This is a genomic window from Psychrobacter sp. NPDC078501 (assembly GCF_044900935.1).
GTDB lineage: Bacteria > Pseudomonadota > Gammaproteobacteria > Pseudomonadales > Moraxellaceae > Psychrobacter.
Genome location: NZ_JBJDOS010000002.1, coordinates 245,415 through 267,203 on the forward strand (window position 1 = coordinate 245,415; position 21,789 = coordinate 267,203).

The 21,789-nt window shown below is 44.3% G+C and carries 18 protein-coding genes; 6 read left to right on the top strand and 12 right to left on the bottom strand.

Translation table 11 applies throughout. The annotated features are described in order from the left end of the window. Positions 1 to 42: 42 nt before the first annotated feature. Positions 43 to 813 (bottom strand): IclR family transcriptional regulator, encoded by a 771-nt coding sequence (locus ACI2IW_RS04040; protein ID WP_404692724.1) that lies wholly within the window; start codon positions 811 to 813, stop codon positions 43 to 45. 202 nt (positions 814 to 1,015) lie between these two features. Here ACI2IW_RS04040 and ACI2IW_RS04045 point away from each other — a divergent pair, with 202 nt between their 5' ends. The 4 genes from ACI2IW_RS04045 to ACI2IW_RS04060 all read left to right on the top strand — a co-directional run bounded on the left by ACI2IW_RS04045 (position 1,016) and on the right by ACI2IW_RS04060 (position 5,725). Continuing rightward, the gene (locus ACI2IW_RS04045) at positions 1,016 to 2,497 is read left to right on the top strand and encodes an NAD-dependent succinate-semialdehyde dehydrogenase (RefSeq protein ID WP_404692725.1); all 1,482 of its coding nucleotides are present in this window, start codon (positions 1,016 to 1,018) and stop codon (positions 2,495 to 2,497) included. Between the two features lie 201 nt (positions 2,498 to 2,698). After that, on the top strand, positions 2,699 to 3,958 hold the full coding sequence (gene gabT, locus ACI2IW_RS04050; RefSeq protein WP_201567500.1) for a 4-aminobutyrate--2-oxoglutarate transaminase: 1,260 nt from the start codon (positions 2,699 to 2,701) through the stop codon (positions 3,956 to 3,958). A gap of 114 nt (positions 3,959 to 4,072) precedes the next feature. Beyond that, positions 4,073 to 4,222, top strand: a complete 150-nt coding sequence (locus tag ACI2IW_RS04055; RefSeq protein WP_394123721.1) for a hypothetical protein — start codon at positions 4,073 to 4,075, stop codon at positions 4,220 to 4,222. Between the two features lie 60 nt (positions 4,223 to 4,282). Next, positions 4,283 to 5,725 (top strand): APC family permease, encoded by a 1,443-nt coding sequence (locus tag ACI2IW_RS04060; protein WP_404692726.1) that lies wholly within the window; start codon positions 4,283 to 4,285, stop codon positions 5,723 to 5,725. A gap of 78 nt (positions 5,726 to 5,803) precedes the next feature. Here the strand turns inward: ACI2IW_RS04060 and ACI2IW_RS04065 are convergent, their stop codons facing one another. The 6 genes from ACI2IW_RS04065 to ACI2IW_RS04090 all read right to left on the bottom strand — a co-directional run bounded on the left by ACI2IW_RS04065 (position 5,804) and on the right by ACI2IW_RS04090 (position 13,865). Continuing rightward, positions 5,804 to 7,177, bottom strand: a complete 1,374-nt coding sequence (locus ACI2IW_RS04065; protein WP_404692727.1) for an NAD-dependent succinate-semialdehyde dehydrogenase — start codon at positions 7,175 to 7,177, stop codon at positions 5,804 to 5,806. A gap of 97 nt (positions 7,178 to 7,274) precedes the next feature. Then, positions 7,275 to 8,390: an agmatine deiminase gene (gene aguA, locus ACI2IW_RS04070; protein WP_404692728.1), complete on the bottom strand. Its 1,116-nt coding sequence runs from the start codon at positions 8,388 to 8,390 to the stop codon at positions 7,275 to 7,277. A 68-nt stretch (positions 8,391 to 8,458) separates the two neighbouring features. Next, positions 8,459 to 9,331 carry an N-carbamoylputrescine amidase gene (aguB, locus tag ACI2IW_RS04075; RefSeq protein WP_404692986.1) on the bottom strand — a complete coding sequence of 291 codons (873 nt, stop codon included), beginning with the start codon at positions 9,329 to 9,331 and terminating at the stop codon, positions 8,459 to 8,461. Positions 9,332 to 9,463: 132 nt separating this feature from the next. Continuing rightward, positions 9,464 to 10,957, bottom strand: coding sequence for a Na+/H+ antiporter NhaC family protein (locus ACI2IW_RS04080; RefSeq protein WP_404692729.1), 1,494 nt, complete (start codon positions 10,955 to 10,957; stop codon positions 9,464 to 9,466). Between the two features lie 198 nt (positions 10,958 to 11,155). Next, the gene (locus ACI2IW_RS04085; protein WP_404692730.1) at positions 11,156 to 12,520 is read right to left on the bottom strand and encodes an NAD(P)/FAD-dependent oxidoreductase; all 1,365 of its coding nucleotides are present in this window, start codon (positions 12,518 to 12,520) and stop codon (positions 11,156 to 11,158) included. A gap of 1 nt (position 12,521) precedes the next feature. Beyond that, entirely contained in the window at positions 12,522 to 13,865 is a 1,344-nt protein-coding gene (locus tag ACI2IW_RS04090) for a glutamine synthetase family protein (RefSeq protein WP_404692731.1), read from the bottom strand. A gap of 466 nt (positions 13,866 to 14,331) precedes the next feature. Here ACI2IW_RS04090 and ACI2IW_RS04095 point away from each other — a divergent pair, with 466 nt between their 5' ends. Together ACI2IW_RS04095 and ACI2IW_RS04100 are read left to right on the top strand one after the other, a co-directional pair. Beyond that, positions 14,332 to 15,072 carry a gamma-glutamyl-gamma-aminobutyrate hydrolase family protein gene (locus ACI2IW_RS04095; protein ID WP_404692732.1) on the top strand — a complete coding sequence of 247 codons (741 nt, stop codon included), beginning with the start codon at positions 14,332 to 14,334 and terminating at the stop codon, positions 15,070 to 15,072. Beyond that, the gene (locus ACI2IW_RS04100) at positions 15,047 to 15,799 is read left to right on the top strand and encodes a cupin domain-containing protein (RefSeq protein ID WP_404692733.1); all 753 of its coding nucleotides are present in this window, start codon (positions 15,047 to 15,049) and stop codon (positions 15,797 to 15,799) included. The genes ACI2IW_RS04095 and ACI2IW_RS04100 overlap by 26 nt, the downstream gene beginning before the upstream one ends. 134 nt (positions 15,800 to 15,933) lie before the next feature. Here ACI2IW_RS04100 and ACI2IW_RS04105 read toward each other — a convergent pair whose 3' ends face one another. From ACI2IW_RS04105 to ACI2IW_RS04125, 5 genes are all read right to left on the bottom strand, one after another. Further along, entirely contained in the window at positions 15,934 to 17,247 is a 1,314-nt protein-coding gene (locus ACI2IW_RS04105; protein ID WP_404692734.1) for a glycosyltransferase family 4 protein, read from the bottom strand. Positions 17,248 to 17,397: 150 nt separating this feature from the next. After that, entirely contained in the window at positions 17,398 to 18,270 is an 873-nt protein-coding gene (locus tag ACI2IW_RS04110) for a TIGR03915 family putative DNA repair protein (protein ID WP_404692735.1), read from the bottom strand. Between the two features lie 75 nt (positions 18,271 to 18,345). Next, positions 18,346 to 19,614 carry a putative DNA modification/repair radical SAM protein gene (locus ACI2IW_RS04115; protein WP_057760729.1) on the bottom strand — a complete coding sequence of 423 codons (1,269 nt, stop codon included), beginning with the start codon at positions 19,612 to 19,614 and terminating at the stop codon, positions 18,346 to 18,348. A gap of 141 nt (positions 19,615 to 19,755) precedes the next feature. After that, a complete protein-coding gene (locus tag ACI2IW_RS04120) occupies positions 19,756 to 19,932 on the bottom strand; it encodes a hypothetical protein (protein ID WP_404692736.1) in 177 nt (58 codons plus the stop codon). 601 nt (positions 19,933 to 20,533) lie between these two features. After that, positions 20,534 to 21,427 (bottom strand): hypothetical protein, encoded by an 894-nt coding sequence (locus ACI2IW_RS04125; RefSeq protein ID WP_404692737.1) that lies wholly within the window; start codon positions 21,425 to 21,427, stop codon positions 20,534 to 20,536. Positions 21,428 to 21,789: the final 362 nt, after the last annotated feature.

Below are 21,789 nucleotides of genomic sequence, written 5' to 3' on the forward strand. Positions count from 1 at the left end.
GGATTATATTTTTTAGACCTGCACCGATATTCAATCCTAACGCTACCTTTCAGCGTTAGGATTAAAGCCTAAATGCTGCTCGATTTGCTCGGCCAATTCAATCAATACCGCACTGACCTCAGCCCGTTTAGACTCATACTCTCCTTGCAAAAAACTCACTGCCATACCAGCGACTGCATTGCCTGACGCATTGCGAATATAAGTCCCTAAGCAGTACATCCCATCGCGCAATTGTCCATCATCGAGAGACACTCGGCTTTCTTGTATCGCCGCAAGCTCGGTTGCCAAATCGGTAAAATTACTCACTCCATGCTGGGTCATCGGCGTCGGAAACGCATCTTTATACAATGATTTGATACTGTCTATCGATAACGTGGATAGCATGGCTTTGCCTGTCGCAGAAAATACGGCAGGTACGCGAACGCCTGCACGAAAGGTAAATCCAAGCGGCGCAGGGGACTCATGACAAGCCAAAAATACCACTTCTCCTAAATCAAGTTTTGATAAGGTAACCGTGTGCTGAAGTAGTACCGGATACTGCACAATCAAATCTTTAAACAACTGCACTACGCCTTGTTGCTGCTCATACTTGCCTGCCCAATACATCAAATATGAACCCAAATAAAAGCGACTTTCAGGGTCTTTGTAAATGACGTGTTTGGACAATAGACTATGTAAAATGTTGTGAGTGGAGCTACGCGGTAGGCCCAGTTCCTTAGCGATATGAGCCGCGGTCAGAGGCTGTGAACTATCGGTAATCAAGTCCAAAATCTGAAATGTTTTGTCTAGCGCAGGCACGGCAGTCGAGCTCATAAGTAACCTATAAAGTGAAATAAAAGAAAGAAGTACAAGATAATTTTTAAAATAATGAGATTAAGGGTTGCAAATCGCGTCATATCGTTCTTATAATGATGTCTCGTATATAGAATACGTGTTCAGTATATTGAACAAACAACGAATTATCAATAATTATTTACGACTTACCATTGTATCCATTCTTATAAATACATCCTACATGACAAGGAGCGTCAACATGTCACACACGCTGCAGTTATCAAATCCAGATTTACTCAAACAATCTTGCTTCATTAAAGACGGCTGGCATGCTGCTAGTGATGAAGCTGTGCTTGATGTCAACAATCCTTTTAATGGCGAGCTCATTGGTACTGTACCAAGCCTCACCACGGAAGATGTCAACGAAGCCGTTGCTTACGCTCATGATGTCCAAGCAGACTGGGCAGCAAAAACCGCCAAAGAGCGTGCAGAGTTATTGCAAAAGTGGGCTGATCTAATCGATGCCAATAAAGAAGATTTGGCCATCATTATGACCGCTGAGCAAGGTAAGCCACTGACTGAATCACGTGGTGAAGTAGGTTATGCCAACAGCTTTATCCGTTGGTTTGCTGAAGAAGGCAAGCGTGTCTATGGTGATGTAATTCCTGCTAATAGCACACAGCTACGTCATGTCGTTCTCAAGCAGCCAGTCGGTGTTTGTGCCGCTATCACGCCTTGGAACTTTCCAGCTGCGATGATCACGCGCAAAGTTGCTCCTGCGCTAGCAGCAGGCTGTACGATTATTGTCAAACCAGCCACCGAGACACCGTATTCGGCATTGGCACTGGGTGTATTGGCAGAACAAGCGGGCATTCCAGCTGGCGTCATTCAAGTCGTCACTGGTAAGTCTTCTGTCATCGGCGACATCCTAACAGGTGATGCTCGCATTCATAAACTATCATTCACAGGCTCTACAGAAGTAGGCCGTACGTTGATGGCACAATGCGCGCCAACTATTAAGAAGCTATCGTTAGAGTTGGGTGGCAATGCGCCATTTATCGTCTTTGATGATGCCGATCTAGAGAAAGCCGCTGCTGGTTTAATCGCTTCTAAATATCGTAATGCTGGTCAGACCTGTGTCTGCGCCAATCGCGTATATGTTCAAGACAGCATTAAAGATAAGTTCTTAGATGTCTTTGTCAAAAAAGTCGCTGAATTAAAAGTGGGTAACGGCTTAGAAGAAGGGGTAGATATCGGTCCTCTTATCAACAAAAAAGCCTTAGATAAAGTACAAGCCTTGCTAAAAGATGCGCTAGATAAAGGCGCAAAGCTGGTCACTGGCGGTAGTGTCAATGACGCATCAGAACTAACTTACAACCCAACGGTTATCACTGATATTAGTAGTGATATGGACATCGCCTCTGAAGAAATTTTTGGACCAATTGCGACCATCTTTACCTTCAAAGACGAAATAGAAGTTATCCGTGCTGCTAACGATACGATTTATGGCTTGGCCGCTTACTTCTATAGTAGCGACTATGCACGTTCATGGCGCGTTACCGAAGGTCTTGAGTACGGCATCATCGGTCACAACACGGGTTTAATTTCTACAGAAGTTGCCCCATTTGGCGGTGTGAAGCAATCTGGGTTTGGCCGTGAAGGCTCAAAATACGGCATCGAGGACTATATCACGACCAAATACTGGTGCTCTGATATCACCTAATAGCCATAACCTAATGAGTTGGCTTAATGGTTAGCACAGTAACAATTAAAAAAGAAAAAACTAGCGTAAATTTTTAGATATCTGTGGTGTTTTGGGTCAACCAAGCACCATTTGATATCTACTGAGTACAAAAACAGGCATCAAATAAACCGCCAATCTTTAGATGGCACTTATGTTACGAACAAAGAAAAGGACATTCCCATGACTACCAATCAATCATTACTTGAGCGCCGCAAAGCTGTTTTACCAACAGGACTTGGGGTTGCCTTTCCTATCTTTGCAGAAAAAGCAAAGAACTCAGAAATCTGGGACATCGAAGGCAAGCGCTATATCGACTTTGTCGGTGGTATCTCAGTATTGAACACGGGTCATAGCCATCCAAAAATCACCCAACGTGTGCATGAGCAGCTAGACAAATTTACGCACACTGCGGCGCAAATGATTAACTACGAATGCTATGTGGATCTGGCTGAAAAGCTGTGTGAAAAAGCGCCTATCAGCGGCGATACTAAAGCGTTCTTTTTGACCACTGGCGCAGAAGCGGTTGAAAACTGCATCAAAATTGCTCGTGCTAAAACCCGTCGTCCAGGCGTGATTTCTTTTGTTGGTGGCTGGCATGGTCGTACCATGATGTGTATGAGCCTAACAGGCAAAGTGTTGCCATACAAAAAGAACTTTGGCCCGATGCCAGGACCAGTATTCCATGCGTTGTTCCCTGCAGAAGAGTTGAACGTAACAGAAGCGCAAGCACTGCACAGCCTTGACATGATTTTCCAAGCAGACATCGATCCTAGTGAAGTGGCTGCAATGATTATTGAGCCAGTCCAAGGCGAGGGTGGTTTCCATCAGGTGACGCCTTCATTTGCCAAAGCATTGCGCGAGATTTGTGATGAGCATGGCATCGTACTTATTTTTGATGAAGTACAGTGTGGTTTTGCGAGAACCGGTACCTTGTTTGCAGGTGAGCAGCTAGGTGTTGAGCCTGATTTGATGACGACTGCCAAGAGTTTGGCGGGTGGTTATCCTATCTCTGCGGTCATCGGCCGTGCTGACATTATGGATGCGCCGCAAGTAGGCGGCTTGGGCGGTACTTATTCTGGTAACCCACTTGCTTGTGTGGCGGCGCTTGCTGTTATGGAAGTGATCGAAGAAGAGAACTTACTTGAGCGTAGTGTTGTGATTGGTGATACCATCGCCGCGTTCTTAAAAGGCTTGAACCTAAGCAGTATCGGTCATATCCGTTATAAAGGCGCTATGCTAGCGTTTGAACTAATCGATAGCGAAGGCAAACCTGATGCAGCCGCCGCAGCCAATCTAAAAGCAAAATCATTTGAGCAAGGCTTGCTACTAGCGTCTTGTGGTATGTATGGCAATGCCATTCGTGTGATGGTGCCACTGACGGTTGAAGATGAAGTGCTACAAGAAGGCCTTGATATCATCAAAGGTATTCTAACGGCATAAGCAATACTGAGTGTCATTTACTTTAGCGATGGATCGCTTTTAACCAAGTACAGCTAATTCAAGTACCGATATTGGTTAAAAGATTGTACGAAAGATAACGGCAAGGTTGCCCTTATGACGCTCGCTTTGAGTGAGTTTTTTAACGGCGCCTTGCAAGTCAAGACGCCGTTTTTGTATTTGCTGTTTGAATACTATACCGACGGCAAATACAAGTTTTTCGGCGACGCGACAGACACAACAAACATGATGGGTATGATCCCATGAAACAAAAATAGTGTAGCTGTAACAGGCTCACACGGATGAAACACAGACAAGGAGTAGGTTATGTCTGAATTAAAAAAGTCGCTAGGGGTGTTCGATATCATTGCACTGGCATTCGGTGCAATGGTCGGTTGGGGCTGGGTTGTATTGGCAGGTAGTTGGATCATCTCAGCAGGTATATGGGGCGCAATTAGCGCCTTTTTAATAGGCGGTCTGGTAGTTGTATTGATTGGTGTGACGTATGCTGAACTTGCGGCCTCTATGCCAATTACTGGTGGTGAGCATACTTATACCCATCGAGCGTTAGGAGTTAATGTCTCCTTTATTTGCTCATGGAGTATTTTGTTCGGTTACTTCTCAGTCGTCGCGTTTGAGGCCGTGGCGCTGCCCACCGTCGTCGAATACATTATTCCCAATTATAGCCAAGGGTATCTTTGGAATGTTGCTGGCTGGGATGTTTACGCCACTTGGGTAGGCGTCGGGATGCTCGGCTCAGTGATTGTTACTTGGCTGAACATACGCGGTATGGAAGTCAGTGCGTGGTTCCAAAAAACAGCAGTCGTCGGTATCTTTCTAGTTGGTATATTACTATTCGTGGGGGCGTTACTGTTCAGTCCTGAAACTTCTAATACCGTACAAGCGCCTAACTTTATTGGTGGTATGGGTGGCATCATGACGGTGATGGTAATGGTACCGTTCTTATTCGTTGGCTTCGATGTTATTCCGCAAGCTGCAGAAGAAATCAATCTATCTCGTCCGAACATCGGTAAGTTTTTGATTGTCTCTATTATTATTGCGGTGCTGTGGTATGTAGCAGTCGCTTGGAGTGTGGGCAAGACTCTACCGCTATTACAGGCGCAAGACTCAACATTGGCAACGGCTGATGCGATGACTAATGCTTGGAATGGTAAATGGGCAGGCACCTTGCTGGTTATTGGCGGTGTGCTAGGTATTTTATCGAGCTGGAATGCGTTTCTTATCGGTGGTAGTCGTCTGCTATATGCTATGGGCAAAACGCATATGTTGCCGCAGTTTTTATGCAAACTGCATCCGAAATACAATACGCCCGTCAATGCGATTTTATTGATCGGTGGTCTAGCGACACTTGCGCCATTATTTGGTCGCAAAATGCTGGTATGGATTGTGGATGCTGGTGGGTTCGGTATCGTTATTGCTTATACTTGTGTGGCTCTGTCGTTCTTAGTGCTGCGTTACCGTGAGCCTGATATGGTACGTCCGTTTAGAGTACCAGCAGGTAAATTGGTTGGTATTATCACTATTATCCTCAGTCTTGGTATGTTAGCACTATATCTACCAGGTATGCCATCAGCACTTGTCGCTATTGAGTGGTGGATTTTCCTTGGCTGGATCGTACTTGGTGGGGTATTGTACGGTTATGCTACGATGAAGAATCCTGGTAAGAGTAAAGATATTATGGATCATGAGCTGCGTGAGCTGAAAACGGCTAACCAGCAATGGTTAAAAGAAAATCCATATAAAAATTAGACTTACTTTAACTATCTTTCATAAAAAAGCCTAACGTCAAACGTTAGGCTTTTTTTATTTCACTAAGGTTTTAATCTATTAAGACTTATCACGAATCAGCTTATAGTTTAGGAATTCAGTGATGCCAAGGGTGCCAAGCTCACGGCCAAAGCCTGAACGTTTAACACCGCCAAATGGCGTATTGGCCTCAGAGCCAGAAGGCGCATTGATAGTGACCATGCCCACTTCTAGTTTGTCAGCAATTTCAGCAGCCAGTGCCGCATCTTGCGTTTGGATAGACGCACCCAAACCGAAAGGCACATCGTTGGCAATCTTGATAGCATGGTCGATATCATTTGCTTTATAGATGACTGCTACAGGACCAAACAGCTCTTCACGATATACGTCCATGGATTCAGTCACATCAGTCAGTACCGCAGGCTTAAACCAAGCGCCAGGCTTGTCTTTGTCCATGCCGCCTTCTACCAATACAGTTGCACCTGCTTGGATAGCGCTGTCTAGCTGCGCTTGCAAGTTGACTGCAGCGGCTTTTGATGACATTGGGCCAATGAACGTATCTTCTTTAAGCGGGTCGGCCAAAGTCATATTACTGACCGCATTGGTAAAACCTTTGACGAATTTATCATAGACGGATTCAATGACGATCAAACGCTTGGCTGCATTACAGGCTTGTCCAGTATTACCAAAACGACCAGAGATAGCGCCTTGTATCGCTTGCTCGATATCGGCATCGGCTGCGACGATAAAGGCATCTGAACCGCCCAATTCTAAAACGACTTTTTTGAGTGCGCCGCCAGCTTCTTTTGCCACGGCTTGTCCAGCGCGTTCAGAACCTGTTAGCGAGACACCTTGTACGCGTGTGTCATTGATAATGGTCGCTGATTGCTCATTGGTCGCAAAAATATTGTTATAAACGCCTTCAGGCACGCCTGCACCTTTAAAGATATCGACGATAATTTCTGCGGTGTTTGGACACTGCGGTGCATGTTTTAAGATAATTGTATTACCCGCCATGAAGTTTGGCGCGACAAAACGGGCTACTTGGTAATGTGGATAGTTCCACGGCATGATACCTAATAGTGCGCCCACAGGGTGTTTTTCTACCGACGCTGACCCTGAGTCTACATCAATAGTGCTTGGCGCTAGTAGCTGCTCAGCATTGTCTGCATAGTAGCGATAGATATCAGCAACCAGACCGATCTCGCCTTTTGCTTGGGCAACAGGTTTGCCCATCTCATTGGCAACGATACGTGATAGCTCGTCTTGGCGCTCAAGATAGATATCAGCGATTTTATGCAGTAGTGCACTGCGCTCGTTTAATGGCACTTTACGCCAGTCTTGATAAGCAGTGTCTGCTTGTTCAATGACTTGTTGGATATCTTGTTCAGTGGCGGTAGGGTAAGTGGCTTCTATTTCGCCAGTGGCTGGGTTATTAACTTGATAATCGCTCATATTGTGTCCTTTATTGTAAAATATTATTGGGTTCAAAATCCATTTGGGTCTATATTTTTATGCGGGTGCATTAATCAGATGCATCTGATTAATCCTTCTAGTTACTGCCTTTGATCGATGATTTTGGTTGCTGCTGGGTAATACAGTGAATATTACCGCCACCGAAAACAATCTCTCTTGTTCGTACTCCCACTACCTGATGCTGAGGAAAGACTTTTTCAAGCTGCTCGATGGCGAGTGCATCATTTATATCATCATATTGCGGTACGATGATCGCATCATTACAAATCAAAAAGTTGGCATATGAGGCGATACAAACATCACCCGTTAGGCGAGGTTTGGCGTCGTCAGACTGTACAATGTCATAATCATCAGGCAAGGTCACTGGCTGCTGAGTACAGCACAGCTTATGGACTTTTAGACGTCTGCCTTTTGCATCAGTCATATTTGAGAGCTGCTTATAGGCTTTTTGCGTTGCTTCATAAAACGGATTCTCAGGATCATCAGTGAATAAGCAAACCACTTCACCAGGTCGTGCAAAGCAAGCGATATCATCGATGTGACCTGTAGTCTCATCAGGGTCGATACCATCATCAATCCAGAGCACTTTTTGGACATTGAGATAGGCTTTTAGCTTGTCCTCGATTTGCTGCTCGCTCAGATGTGGATTGCGCCCCGGGCTTAGCAGACACATACGCGTGGTCAGAACCGTGCCTTCACCATCGACATGAAACGCGCCGCCTTCCATGACAAAGTCATCCGTTCGATAACGCGGAATATCTAGATGCTCACATAAGCGTTCTGCGAGTTTATCATCGTCATCCCATGGCGAGTAGAGCCCATCATAGTCTCCGCCCCACGCATTGAATGTCCAATCACAAGCGCGTAGCTCGCCTGCGTCATTGATTAAAAATGTCGGCACAGTATCACGCGCCCACGCATCGTTGCTAGGCATAGAGATAACGTCGATATCATCAGGCAAGCTATCGCGGCACTGCTGATAATCGTCAGGATTGACCAGTACGCCAACGTCACAAAACTTGTTAATTGCCAATGCAACCTCAGCATAAGCCCTCTTGGCAGGTATCGCTTGTTGTCGCCAGTTATCAGCACGGTATGGCCAGACCATCCATACCTTTTGTATTGGCTCAAACTCTGCTGGCATATAAAAGCCATCCTGCTGCGGGGTTGAGTCTGTCAGTAATATAGACATAAAATCACCTTATCGTACACGAGCGACTATAAAAATAGTGAGAGTAAACTAAAGAAACGGAAATCAAATTAACCGTGAGTGAGCAGTGTGCCATACATCGATGGACGACGGTCACGGAACACACCCCATTGCTGACGATCGATAGCCAGTTGATCTAAGTCAAAGGTAGTACTAATCACTTCGCTAGTATCTGCTGACGCTTCTTTTATAATGTCGCCGCGGCCGTCGGTAATGAACGAGCTACCATAAAACTGCATCGTGCTGTCATTGCCATTTTGGCTGATGGTTTCTGTGCCAATGCGATTGGCTGCAATAACTGGCATCAGGTTGGCGGCGGAATGGCCTTGCATACAGCGCTGCCAATGGCCTTTTGAGTCGATACCGAGTGTTGGCTCATCACCAATGGCAGTCGGGTAAAACAGTAATTCGGCACCCATCAATGCCATACTACGGGCACATTCAGGGAACCACTGATCCCAGCAGATACCGACACCAATCTTAGCGTATTTGGTTTGCCAAACCTTAAATCCTGTATCACCAGGGGTAAAGTAAAATTTTTCCGCATAAGGAATACCATCTGGTATATGCGTTTTGCGATAAGTGCCTAATATCTCGCCATCGGCATCGATCACAGTGATGCTATTAAAGAAAGTATTGCCTGATTTTTCATAAAAGCTAATCGGTAGTACCACGTCTAACTCTTTTGCCAGCTTTTTGAAGTGATTGATAGCTGCATTATCTTCGACTGAAGTTGCCAGCTTAAAATAATCGAAGTCATGAACTTGGCAGAAGTAGGGCGTCTCAAACAGTTCTTGAAGTAAGATAATATTGGCACCATCGTTGGCCGCTTTTTTGACCAAGTCAGTCGCGGTCGCAATGTTTTGCTGGATGTCCCAGCCGCATGTCATTTGCGTGGTCGCCACAGTAACGTTTCGCATGATCTCAATCCTTTTATTGATAGATAAGTAATACTATAGGTAGATGATGATTCGTATTTGCTAACGAACAATTTCTCATCATTCGTTAGTGTATAGCGACAATAGTTAAGTCCATATTGGTTAAGCTTTATAGGCTTAAGCCATCATATAGCCCAATCCTAAGAAGGTCACGACGGACAGTCCCGCACCTAACATCGCATACGGGAACTGGGTAAAGGCATGCTGCATGGGTGAGCAGCCAGCACCTTGCGCGGCAAGTAATGAGGAATCACTAAAGAAACACGCATGACTACCGAATGATGAGGCTGATAACAATGCCCCAATCATAAGTGGTGTGCTCACGCCAAGGGCGAGCGATATTGGGAACACGATAGGCATCGCCAACACGTACAGACCCCAGCTTGATGAAGTGGCAAAGGTCAAGAAGGCCATGACCGCAAATATAACCGCAGGGAAGATAATAATGGTCATATAAGGCGTGATAGCTTCAATCACATACATGGTCATACCAAGCTCATCGTTGATTGCTTTTAAGAAAAAGCCACCAATAACGGTTGAGAGGGGATAGAGCATGACTTTAAAGCCTTTAAAAATGGCTTCAACTTGTGTCTCAAAGCTCAAGATACCTTGCATCCAGTAGACAACGACCGTCACAAAACAGGTCAATAGTGCCCCGCGTAACAGATCGATTTCAAAGTAAACGGTTGAGACAATCAATAGAATCATTGGAAAAGCAAAGTTAGCGATGTTGGCTTTGAATGACAGTTTGCGCTTGGCTTTGACGTTTGAGATCAGTTGCTCTTCGACAAACGCTTCAGGAACAGGGTTGCCAGCCTTGGCGCGTTTCTCTGCTTTTTTCATCGGTCCCCAATCGCCCAATATGCCATAAGCGACCAAGAATACAATAAGTAAGGCAAACCAAGCATAGGCCATATAAGGAATAGCGCTGATATAAAGTCCAATGCCTTCGCCATCTGCTGCTACGCCGTTTTCTTCTAGCAGACCTGCAAAGTAAACGGCCCAAGTCGAGATAGGCACGATAATACACATAGGGGCAGCGGTCGAATCGACGATATAGGCGAGCTTTTCACGAGAGACGTTATAGACGTCAGTGAGCTTTTTGACGGAAGTTGATACAGCTAAGCAGTTCAAGTAATCATCGATAAAAACCACAACGCCCAAAGCAAAAGTGGCCAACAATGACTGACGACGCGACTTGATAATTCTTTGTAGCCATTCACTAAAACCATCTAGGCAGCCACTAATTTCAAGGAGCTGAATTAACCCGCCCATCAGACCACAGACGAGGACAATCCAGATAATGGTCTCGTTGCCCAAGACCATCGACATATTGTCTGCAAAGGGGGAAACCAGATCAAAGGGGTTGAGCATCACAAGGCCAGCGACGCAGCCTGCGATCATAGACTCAAACGGTCGCCTAGAGACAATGGCGGTGACTAATACTAATAATGTGGGTAATAAAGATAAAGCACCCCAAGATTCATCTGGTCCACGGCTCATGGATAGCCAAGCAAAGGCCAGATAGATGACGACGGCTACTATTACGGTGAGAAAGACTCGCTTGTTATGATAGTGCCCTTCGACAGCATCATTGAGTTTCATGTTCATACTTACGCTCCCTGTAGAACCTCATTTTTTAAAACAAACTCTATTCGGTGGTTGATGCTCGACAGACAGTAGCGAATCAACTTTCTATCGAGCGTCCTATCACAGCAATCCATTACTGTGATAGGTCAAGGCAACAGTAGTTTTTATGATAAAAGCGTTGTCTATGTCGACCGCTTTTATGCACGGTTGGTCATATATTTACATGCCAGTAGTGTCTTTTAGTGCATACCACCACGAACCCATGACCGAGTAAGGAACTCGTAGAGCCCTGCCACCTGGGAATGGAATCCAAGGTATCTGTGCAAAGGTGTCAAACTCTTTGGTTTTACCATTGATGGCATCAGCCAAGATTTGCCCGAACAGATGAGAGCCTGTTACGCCGTGTCCACTATAGCCGTGGGCGAAATATACGCGCTCATGTAGTTTGCCCATTTGCGGGACGCGAGAGAAGGACAGGGCAAAGTTACCACTCCACGCGTAGTCGATTTTTACATCGCGCAGCTCTGGGAAAATCTTATTCATATTGGGTCTGATTTTGGCGGTGATATCAGCAGGATCTTGACCGCCATACACCGTACCGCCGCCGAACAACATGCGTTTGTCTGCTGAGAGACGATAGTAATCAAGAATGTAGCGCACATCTTCGACACAGACATCAGTAGGGAGCAGTTGATCGGCTAAATCACCCAATGGCTCGGTCGCGATAATCTGCGTTGATACTGGCATTACGCGATCAGTCAGCTTAGGAATGACTTTATTGAGATAAGCGTTACCGCATAGAACGGCTTGCTTACAAGTCACCGTGCCAAACTCAGTAATGACTTTAATAGAGTCATCAGCGTATTCAATATCTACGACTAAGGTGTTTTCATAAATCGTGCCACCATTTTTTTCGATAGCCGCCGCTTCACCCAATGCAAGATTTAATGGATGGAAGTGTCCACCCGAATGGTCGATGACGCCGCCCACATAAGCATCTGACTTGATATGTTCTTGAATGCCGTTCTTGTCTAGCATTTCTCGGTCGTGCATACCGTGGCTTTCCCACAGTGCATGCGTCTCTTGCAAGTCTTTTAGCTGTCCGTTATTCAATGCTGCAAAGATGTTTTTTTCTTTCAGATCGCAGCTGATATCGTAGTCACTGACAAAACGACGAATGATTTTGCCACCGCGAGTCACGAGCTGACCGACGAAGTCTGCGCTTTGCTGACCATAAGATTTTTTGATTTTCTGCAGGCTAGCATTTAGACCATTGACGATTTGACCACCGTTACGACCTGATGCGCCCCAACCAATCTGTGCGCCTTCAAGCACGACGACTTCATGATCTGTTTCGATAAGATGTAGGGCAGTTGATAAGCCACTATAACCGCCACCGACCACGCAGATTTCTACTTGAATATCGTTTTTAAGCGTTGGTCTGTCAGGCTTAGGGTTACGACTGGCTGCATAATAGCTATCAGGGTATTGACCCTTGTCCGAGTAATGCGGGATATTGCGCGTGTTGTTAGAAGGTGGGTATTGGTTCGTTGCCATATTGCTACTTTGGTTGCTATTTGACATATCAAACATCCTGTAAATAGGTAAGGTATTCAAGGTTGGTCACTTGCTGAGCAAAGCGTTTGGCCTCTTGCTTTTTGACCGCAATCAATAGCTCAATCATCTCGCTTGGGAATAGTGAGTCAACCACATCGCTGCTCTCAAATTGACGAATGGCTGAGAGCCAGTCTAACGGTAAGGTTTTTAGTTCTGCTGCATCATAAGTAATGCTATTAATCGGCTCAGGTGCTTCAAGCTTGTTTTCGATACCATACAGCATACCCGCCAGTACTGCGCTACAAACGAGATAAGGGTTGGCATCTGCACCAGATACACGGTGTTCGATACGGCGTGCTCTAGTGTCACCGCCGGGGATACGTACAGCTGCGGTGCGGTTTTCATAACCCCATGACACGTTGTTTGGCGCCAATGTACCGGGGGTAAAGCGGCGATAAGAGTTGACATGTGGTGCAAATAATAAGGTGCAATCTGACATGGTCTTTAGCAGTCCAGCGACTGCATGACGCAACATATCTGAGCCTTCATCTGATCCATCATCGAATACATTATTGCCATCTTTATCTAATAAGCTGCAATGTACATGAAAACCATTGCCAGACTGTAGGCCAAAAGGTTTTGCCATAAAGGTCGCGGTAAGCTTACGACGAGCTGCCACGGCTTTGACCACTTGTTTAAACAAAATCGCGTCGTCAGCAGCTTTTAATGGGTCATCGACGTGTAATAAGTTGATCTCAAACTGACCACAACCATTTTCCGCCAGTGCTGCATCCACAGGGATATCGAGCTTTTCACATTGCTCGTAGACTTCATCTAGGAATTCATCGAATTGTAATAGGTCATTGATACTCAAGATGGATGTCTTGTTTAGTCTTAGGCCGCTCTTGGGACGGATAGGCGGTTTGGGTGTCTCTCCCTCGGTATAGTCAACCAAATAAAACTCTAGTTCGGTTGCCATCACTGGCGTCAGTCCCAGTGCTTTGAACTTTTTGCTAATGTGGTCCAAAACGTGGCGGGCATCACCGTAGTAAGGCTCATTGTCTTCGGTATATAGCCAAATAGGTAGTAGCGATGAAGGGGCACTGGTATTGAGAAGCGGATAAGCAGCACGACCAGTTGGACGGGCAATGGCATCGATATCACCATTGCACTGCGAAGACTCGATGACATCAGCGCCCCATATATCGACACCTAAGATTGACAGAGGTAATCGGATTGCACCGTTTTCTGCTTTTTCCATTTGATCAAAAGGGATGCGCTTACCACGAAGTAAGCCATTGATATCTCCTGCGGCAACATAGACGTACTCTGTGCTGTTTGCAGATTTGACCATTCCATTGGTTGTCATCATGTCTGTTCTTCCTATGAATTTGTAGAATTACTGGGTTTGTTACTGCTACTACGTTTTGGCTGTGGTGTCTAAATTCTCTGCTAGTGGCATTTATAAAGAACACTTAATAAATAAGTATTTGATAAATGACGGGTTGGATATGAGGTATTTGTACTACTGCTAAATTTTTTATCAATGATATTAGTGACTTATAGGCTGTGCTCTTAGGCGTTTTTATTCAGTCTAAAAGTTAAACTATGTTGGTTATCATTGCTACTGACTTTTAATATATGGATGAAAACTATAATTGTCAATTTTTATTTAAAATTATCTTAAAATAACTCGAATTCGGGTTTTTAGTATAAATATCGATATTAATGAAGTTTATAGTTTACATTTTACGAGGCGTTGTGTTAAATTTTAGCTAAATAAGGGATTAGACAACATAGACAGCCTAGGTCTAATTGTTATAACGAGGGAAAATGATATGAAAAATTCCAGACCTATTATTGCTATTGTGTCTTGTCATAAGATGGTTGACGGACAGCCAGCACAGGCGGTATATCAAAAATACATCGATGCAGTAAACTTTTATGGTGGCAATCCTATATTGCTGCCAAATACAGCTGCCGATAGCGAAAACTTCGATGCCCTGCTCGAAATAGCAGATGGAATTTTATTGACTGGTAGTTATAGCAACGTCGCCCCAAATCGATATGGCGCGACGCATACCGAAGCCAAACAAGATCTAGGCCGTGATGAGCTGAGCTTCAAGTTATTGGCTTATGCAGACGAAAAAAACATTCCGCTGTTTGCAGTGTGTCGAGGCTTGCAAGAGATAAATGTTCATTTTGGTGGCACGCTATATCCTGATTGGCGTGATATCGATGGGTTCTATGAGCAGCATTTAGAAGACAATACCCAGCCGCTTGAGGTGCAATATCAGCCCATACATGATGTCATCATTCAACCTCAAGGAAGGCTGGCAGCATTTGGTGAAAAGTGGCACGTCAACTCTTTGCACAAACAAGCCATCAATAAAGTAGGCGAGCGTTTATTCGTCGAAGCGTTAGCGCCTGATGGTCTGGTGGAGGCTATCAGCTTGTTACAACATCCATTTATGATTGGTGTACAATGGCATCCTGAGTTAAATTATGCGCAAGATAGCTTGTCCAAATTTCTATTCACGGAATTTATTCACCATGCCAGAGAACCACAAACCGAATAGCACGACTAAAAGTAAGGCAGAAACTGCTGTCACTGATAGTGATAACATTGAGAACGATGTTGATAGTGTCGATGACAAAGATGCAGCTGATATTGATATTGAAATAGATGATATCGATGATGACGAATTGAATGATTCTGAAACAGCGTCGACTTCTGAAGCAGATGAATCGTTGAAGGAAGACATTGGCAAAAAGATTAACCAGCTGCGTCTAGCAAAAGGTTACTCGCAACGTAAATTGGCAAAACTGTCAGGGTTGACAAACACGTCTATCAGCTCAATTGAGCGCAATAAGGTCAGTCCAGCGGTCAATACGTTAAAGGCAATTTTGACAGTATTGGGTTCTGATCTGACCACGTTTTTTAGTGACGAGTGGAAAGAGCCAAAGGCTAGAGTAATCGTAACGCCAAAAGATCTATTAGAGCTCAATGAACCCAATAGCAAAGTGTCACTAAAGCAGGTCTATAACTGCAGCAGGACAAGAAACTTAGGGTTCTTAATAGAGACCTATCAGCCAAATAGCTCAACAGAAGAAAAAATCGCTCACGAAGGTGAGGAGATTGGTACGGTCATCGAGGGTAAGATTATTATCCGTATCGAAGACAGTACTTACTTGTTAAATCAAGGTGATAGCTATGTGATTGATACCATTCAGCCGCATACTTTTATTAATCCTACCGATAGCATCACCCGTATCGTAAGTGCCCATACACCGACGACTTATTAAACCTAAGCTAAATTTCGTTAGGTTTAATATTGCCCAGTGATGATTGAACAACAAAAAAGGCTACTTCCATTTTAGAAGTAGCCTTTTTTTGATTAAAAAATTACCTATCGAATACAACGCTTAGCTTATGGTTGTTAATTGTCTTCAGTCGTATCTACTGCATCCGCTGTCTTCGATTTTTCTTTAGTCAGCTTTATTTTTGGATTTTTAACAACAGGTTCGATATTTTTCACGGCGACATTCAGGGCAGGTTTAGACGCTTTTTTTAGGCTACGTTTGATGCGTCGAACTGCGATAGCATCTGCTTCTGCTTGTTCTTCGGCAAGCGCTGCATCATGTAAGCTTTGATAGACTTCAAGCGTCTTTTCAATCATCTCACGCATGGTAAATTTGTTGGTCATTTCAGGACGCGTCACACTCTCTAGCTGATTTCTAACCGCTTTGCACAGCGCATTGGCATTATATTTTTTTACCAGTCCTTGCGGGTAGAGCGGTTGTAAAATCTCGCTAAAGGCGGCTTGATCCCAACCAATAACTGGCGTACCTAGATGTATGGCTTGTAGGGCATTGATACCGATTGACTCGGGCTCATTGGCAAGTGCCATGACAATATTGGCCGCCGATAGCCATTCTCGCATATCATTACGCTTGCTGCCCACATAGGTAATGCGCTCAGCCAGTCCTAAGCTGTTGGTACGTTGACGAAAATCTTCATGAGCGACATCGCCGTCTTTATAGTCTTCATCCATAATAATGACGTGAATATTGGGGAACTGCTCTTGCAGGTTACCCAAGATATCTATCAGCCACTCTTGCCCGTACTCATTACCGATGACGGTTGGGAATACGAGCCATTTTTTGTGCTCAAGCTCAGGGTATTCAGCAAAGGTATGACGTAACCAATAAACCGAAGGATTATGACGATAAGGGTAGCGCCGAGTGTCGATGCCGCGATAAATACGCGTGATGACTTTAGGATCTACGTCTTCGATGCGCAGTCCTTTTTTTAAGTATTGAGTTACACTATCAGATACGGTGATTATCGTATCAACATTGAGTAGGGCTTGAGAGTACTTATTAATAGGATAAAACCCATACATGGTCGAGACCAGTTTGGGAAAACGCCTGACGCGTGCGCGGCGCAGTGCCAAATGCAATATCCATGCAGGGGTACGCGAGTGCACATGAATGACATCGGGTTCGTACTTTTCTATCAAATGCCGTAGTGCAGAGACTTGCAATAGTGATAGCCAAGACTTTTTATTCACATGTAGCTGATGGTAAATATTGCCATCACGCTTGAGACGTCTAACCAAGTCATTGTCTTCATCGGCACTAGAGACAATGATAGAGGTATGCTCATTTTTGACCAATGCCCGTCCAAGATGAAAAATGCCGCGCTCGGATTCATCATGCTTTAGAGACGACAGTAAGCGCATAACTTTCATAATAGCGTTGGTCACCGGTTAGTAATATCAATTTGCTATTGTCAGTTAAAAGCGATTAAAACTCAACCATCAAGATAAAAAGATGAGGTCAGATAGGTAGTTTTTATACTATATAAGCGTAAGGCATGGATTAACAAACAACAAAAGCCGTTAGCGTCGTTTTTGTAAATGCTCAGCATTGGGCAGTACTTGTTTTTCACTCAAGTATTTCCAGTAGCGCTGCGGGAGATATTGTTTATGCAGCTTAGGATTTTTGCGCTCTTTGATATTGACGTTGGTAAAGTAACCTTGCCAAAATTTTTGATAGCGCTGTTCATCAGGACTATGGATGCTGGCAGGATTGCGTAGTACCGCATCATCGAGGTCGGTGATGGTTTGCAGCTTTGCCGGACGTGATGGCGTGCTATTACTTTTATCATAATAGATGCCATAGCCCCGCGTTAGATCATAGATCGCCCAGTGTTGATCTTGATAACGTTGCCGAAAATGCTCTCCGATGAGTGGCAGTACATTAAAATCAGGCTCTACACGTGCAAAATAAATATCATCAGTCGTATGCTCAAAACGTACAAACGCCTCCATACGGTGTTTTTCGCGCCCAACAGATTTGACTGTTTGGACTAATTCGAGAACATCTAAATTACCTAAATCTTGCATGATCTGACGACTAGGGTAGTCGATGGCGTATTTGACCACACGAAACAAAGTCGTGCCGATATCGTCCTTCTCTGATAAAAACCCCCATAAGATATTTCGCATGCCTGAGCGACCCAATAAGGTATTTAATTTGACCAACACGCGCTCGGCTTTATCCTCATCAGTTGCCACGCTAGTCGCCTGAGCGATGAGTGAGGGCACATAGCAATCTTGCGCAGTTAGCTTTAGTGACATATCGTTTTGTAGATGATTGGCATAGACATAAAACACAGCACTCAGCCAACCTTCAAAGCTAGGCTCATACAGTACAATGCTAGGCGTCAATTGACCGACAGCGTAAGAGTCGTTTTGCATAAGTGCTGACATGTTTTATCCTACATTTCTATCATAAATACAGTAGCGTGATAGCAGGTTTTTTAACACATGCTATCTAGAGCCATTTTAAAATAAAGCCAACTGCCCAGTACGTTGATCGTTAAATTTGGTCTGCGTTTGAGCCAATACATACTGGCGGAAATTATCGCGCGTTAAATGAGCAAGATGTTCGTTTTTGCCGGTGGTTGCAATGAAGTATTTAGCACGGTTGACCGCAGCACCCATCTTTTTTAGATGGTATAGCGTTAATTGATTGAACTTACGTGCTTTGACGATTTTTTTAGCAGTCTTTGTACCGATACCTGGGATACGCACGATCATCTCATAAGTCGCTGTCTGGATATTGACTGGGAAATGCTCGCGATGGCGTATCGCCCAAGCAAGCTTTGGATCGCAGTCTAAATCTAAAAATGGTGACTCTGGCTCCACAATCTCATGCGCGCCAAAACCATAAAAGCGCATTAACCAGTCTGCTTGATACAGACGATTCTCCCGCACCATCGGCACAGGCGTTCCAATCGCAGGCAAACGATTATCAGAGAGCATAGGTACATAACCTGAGTAATAGACCCGCTTGAGATCATACGTTTTGTAAAAGTGACTCGACAGCTGAATTACCTGCAAGTCAGTTTCGTTACTCGCACCAACGATCATTTGACTGGTCTGACCTGCTGGCGTGAACTTAGGCGCTTTTTTATGAGTTTTACGGCTTTCACGAATGGTGATAATCTCTTCTTTTACCGTTTCCATCGGTGCTTTTAATTGGTCATGTGATTTTTCTGGCGCAAGCAAAGCCAACCCTGATTTGGTTGGAATCTCGATATTGACGCTCAAACGATCCGCATATAATCCTGCTTCTAGCAGCAGCTCTTTTGACGCACCGGGAATGGTCTTTAGATGGATGTAACCATTAAAGCGCTCACGCGTACGTAAGAGTTTGGCGACTTCGACCAGTCGCTCCATTGTATAGTCGCCACTTTTAAAGATACCAGAGCTGAGAAATAGCCCTTCGATATAGTTACGGCGATAAAATTGCATGGTTAAGTCGACTACTTCTTCGACACTGAACGCAGCGCGCGGCGTGTCATTGCTCTTGCGCGAGGTGCAATAAGCGCAGTCGTAAATGCAGTGATTGGTCAAAAGAATCTTTAACAAGCTGACACATCGACCATCTTCGGTATAACTGTGACAGATACCCGTTGCTGAGGCATCGCCTAGTCCGCCGCCTTGGTTTTTACGAGTACCAGCGGAGGATGAGCAAGAGACATCATACTTGGCAGCATCAGCCAAAATATTGAGTTTGCCCTGTAATCTTTCATAATTGATGTTTGCCATAAGTCGCGTTTTACCAATTAATTGATGAAAGACTATTTTACCAAAATTATCGCTAAGTCATTGTATTTATAGGTGAAGTTGGAATGATATGCGACAACGGTTGTCGTCAAAAAAATCTGAATTTTTGGATCTGATTTGAGTTTATATAAATATTTTTTCAGCTAACAATCCAATAACCAATCCGCCAATAATACCTGCAATACCGAGTAGTAGGAGAGGAATGGCTAATATCGTGAATACCTGTGCTTGGCTTTTTTGAATCTCAATCGAGTAGTGGTTTAAGTCAATACCTACTAACGGTAGGGCTGCTCCTATCATTGCTTGAAATCTTGAGGTACTTGAACCTGGTACTAGCTTTAATTCGTAGTGACCCGCTTCCGCCTTAAAAGTAAAAAGCTCCATTCTTCCAGTATCAAAATTGTTTGAGCGCGGAGACAGTATCGAGCGGTTAATCTTGATTTCTTTGTTAGTAGCGGTATTGAGAATATGTGGTCTAAACTGATTCAGCGGCGTTTTTTTGAAGAGAGGGCCCTTGTGCCAGATTGCATAAACGCCAGGTTTTGAGACAGTAAAACTACCTGCATTATCGTTATATGGTAGTGTCCATAATATGACGACATTGAATGCATTGCTAAACAGTTTTATCGCTTTAAAGACAATAAATATGCCAATAAGAATAAGGATGAATAGAAGTATTCTAATGGACAGGATGCTTATTCTTCATCTGCCTTAGTGATAAAGAGCTTAATAATAACGTGGTATAGCCGATACAAGTACAAGGCTCATTTTTCGGATTAACAAACGTTTATTTATATCACAATAAGTTGGCTATTTCCCAAAATAAAGGTCTTGTAGACTAGATGACTAGTCCACAAGACCTTTTATAAAATTTAGAATTTATTAAGTTCTATTACTGTATTTACTGAACCTTCGCACGTATTACCACGGTTTTGGCTGCATTGGCATCAAAGTTCACCAAGTTCCATTTCAGACCAGAGTAGTTTTCTTGAACAACCACAGTATTGCCAACCTGCTGAATGGTTTGATAGCTATCGCCACCCGTTGTCGCAAGCGTCGGCAGAGGACTATTCAACGAGACTAACTGGACGCCACTTGGTAATGAGATCATGGCGTTGATGTCATTGACTGGCTGTGCCGTGGTATTGGTGTACGTGGTGTGATACTCGATCACATCACCAGGGGCAATATGATTGGCAGGAACGGCAACTTCACGTCCATCAGCATTTTTTAGAATTTTCATGACTTTGGTGTTGGCATTGACTACGCCAGGCGTGCTAAAAGTCGGGGTCAGTTGCAACGTATCCAAAGTTGTCGTCGTTGTCGTTACTTGATTGGTCACTGGCTGCTGCATAATCACTGGCGGGGTGACGTTGGTTGCGACAGGTAGTACTTGCGTCACGCTGCTGGCAGGCGTGGTAATCACATCTACTTTAGTGACCTTATTGGTAATAGAGTTAGTCACCGGTACGCTAGTAACGGTCGTCGTACCTTGGACAATAGGAGACTGACGCACGACATAGCGTGGCACAGTGGTCACCTGAGTTACCGCGTACGGCATGCCGTCTTGCATGGTGATACCGTTTGGCGTCGCAGTAATCGTAGCAGTTTTGCCATCAGAGTATTGCTCGACCATCGTGGTGCTACCGCTCGCAGATGAGCTAATAGCAATCTCAGGGGCCGCATTGGCCGATGATGCGGCCAACATGATACCTGTTAGCATTGCAGACATAGCTGCATTTTTTGCCATAGTCGTTTTAGTAGTTAATGCTTGAAAACCATCGTTCGTAATCATAAAAGACTCCTCAAAAATAATAGTAAGTAATACAACAATAGATAATGCCTAGATAAACAAAACCCCCGCTAAATGACACCAAAAAATATGCCAAATAACGAGGGTAGTAGTGCTGATATTAGCCTATGTGTGCGATCAGACCATCATTATTTTTAGTAAAAGCGCCGCAATACTCACTTGTATAAAAGCTATTCAATCTTAACTATTTCTTATTGAATAAACTGAATACTAAAGCTGTTGTGCGCTCAAACTCAAATAATTATGCGCCAAAACAAATCATGGATAAAAGCAGCATTGTGTAACCGAAATGGTATAAATGCCATCTATGTGTAGTACAGCTTTCATTTATGAAATGGCATAAC

Bases quoted from the DNA above. Each gene is read 5' to 3' on its own strand.
- ACI2IW_RS04065 (WP_404692727.1), bottom strand. From the start codon at position 7,177: ATGAGCGATTATCAAGTTAATAACCCAGCCACTGGCGAAATAGAAGCC.
- ACI2IW_RS04080 (WP_404692729.1), bottom strand. From the start codon at position 10,957: ATGAACATGAAACTCAATGATGCTGTCGAAGGGCACTATCATAACAAG.
- ACI2IW_RS04045 (WP_404692725.1), top strand. From the start codon at position 1,016: ATGACAAGGAGCGTCAACATGTCACACACGCTGCAGTTATCAAATCCA.
- ACI2IW_RS04095 (WP_404692732.1), top strand. From the start codon at position 14,332: ATGAAAAATTCCAGACCTATTATTGCTATTGTGTCTTGTCATAAGATG.
- ACI2IW_RS04125 (WP_404692737.1), bottom strand. From the start codon at position 21,427: ATGATTACGAACGATGGTTTTCAAGCATTAACTACTAAAACGACTATG.
- ACI2IW_RS04100 (WP_404692733.1), top strand. From the start codon at position 15,047: ATGCCAGAGAACCACAAACCGAATAGCACGACTAAAAGTAAGGCAGAA.
- ACI2IW_RS04105 (WP_404692734.1), bottom strand. From the start codon at position 17,247: ATGAAAGTTATGCGCTTACTGTCGTCTCTAAAGCATGATGAATCCGAG.
- ACI2IW_RS04090 (WP_404692731.1), bottom strand. From the start codon at position 13,865: ATGATGACAACCAATGGAATGGTCAAATCTGCAAACAGCACAGAGTAC.
- aguA (WP_404692728.1), bottom strand. From the start codon at position 8,390: ATGTCTATATTACTGACAGACTCAACCCCGCAGCAGGATGGCTTTTAT.
- ACI2IW_RS04040 (WP_404692724.1), bottom strand. From the start codon at position 813: ATGAGCTCGACTGCCGTGCCTGCGCTAGACAAAACATTTCAGATTTTG.
- ACI2IW_RS04120 (WP_404692736.1), bottom strand. From the start codon at position 19,932: ATGATAGGAGCAGCCCTACCGTTAGTAGGTATTGACTTAAACCACTAC.
- gabT (WP_201567500.1), top strand. From the start codon at position 2,699: ATGACTACCAATCAATCATTACTTGAGCGCCGCAAAGCTGTTTTACCA.
- ACI2IW_RS04115 (WP_057760729.1), bottom strand. From the start codon at position 19,614: ATGGCAAACATCAATTATGAAAGATTACAGGGCAAACTCAATATTTTG.
- ACI2IW_RS04055 (WP_394123721.1), top strand. From the start codon at position 4,073: ATGACGCTCGCTTTGAGTGAGTTTTTTAACGGCGCCTTGCAAGTCAAG.
- ACI2IW_RS04060 (WP_404692726.1), top strand. From the start codon at position 4,283: ATGTCTGAATTAAAAAAGTCGCTAGGGGTGTTCGATATCATTGCACTG.
- ACI2IW_RS04085 (WP_404692730.1), bottom strand. From the start codon at position 12,520: ATGTCAAATAGCAACCAAAGTAGCAATATGGCAACGAACCAATACCCA.
- ACI2IW_RS04110 (WP_404692735.1), bottom strand. From the start codon at position 18,270: ATGTCAGCACTTATGCAAAACGACTCTTACGCTGTCGGTCAATTGACG.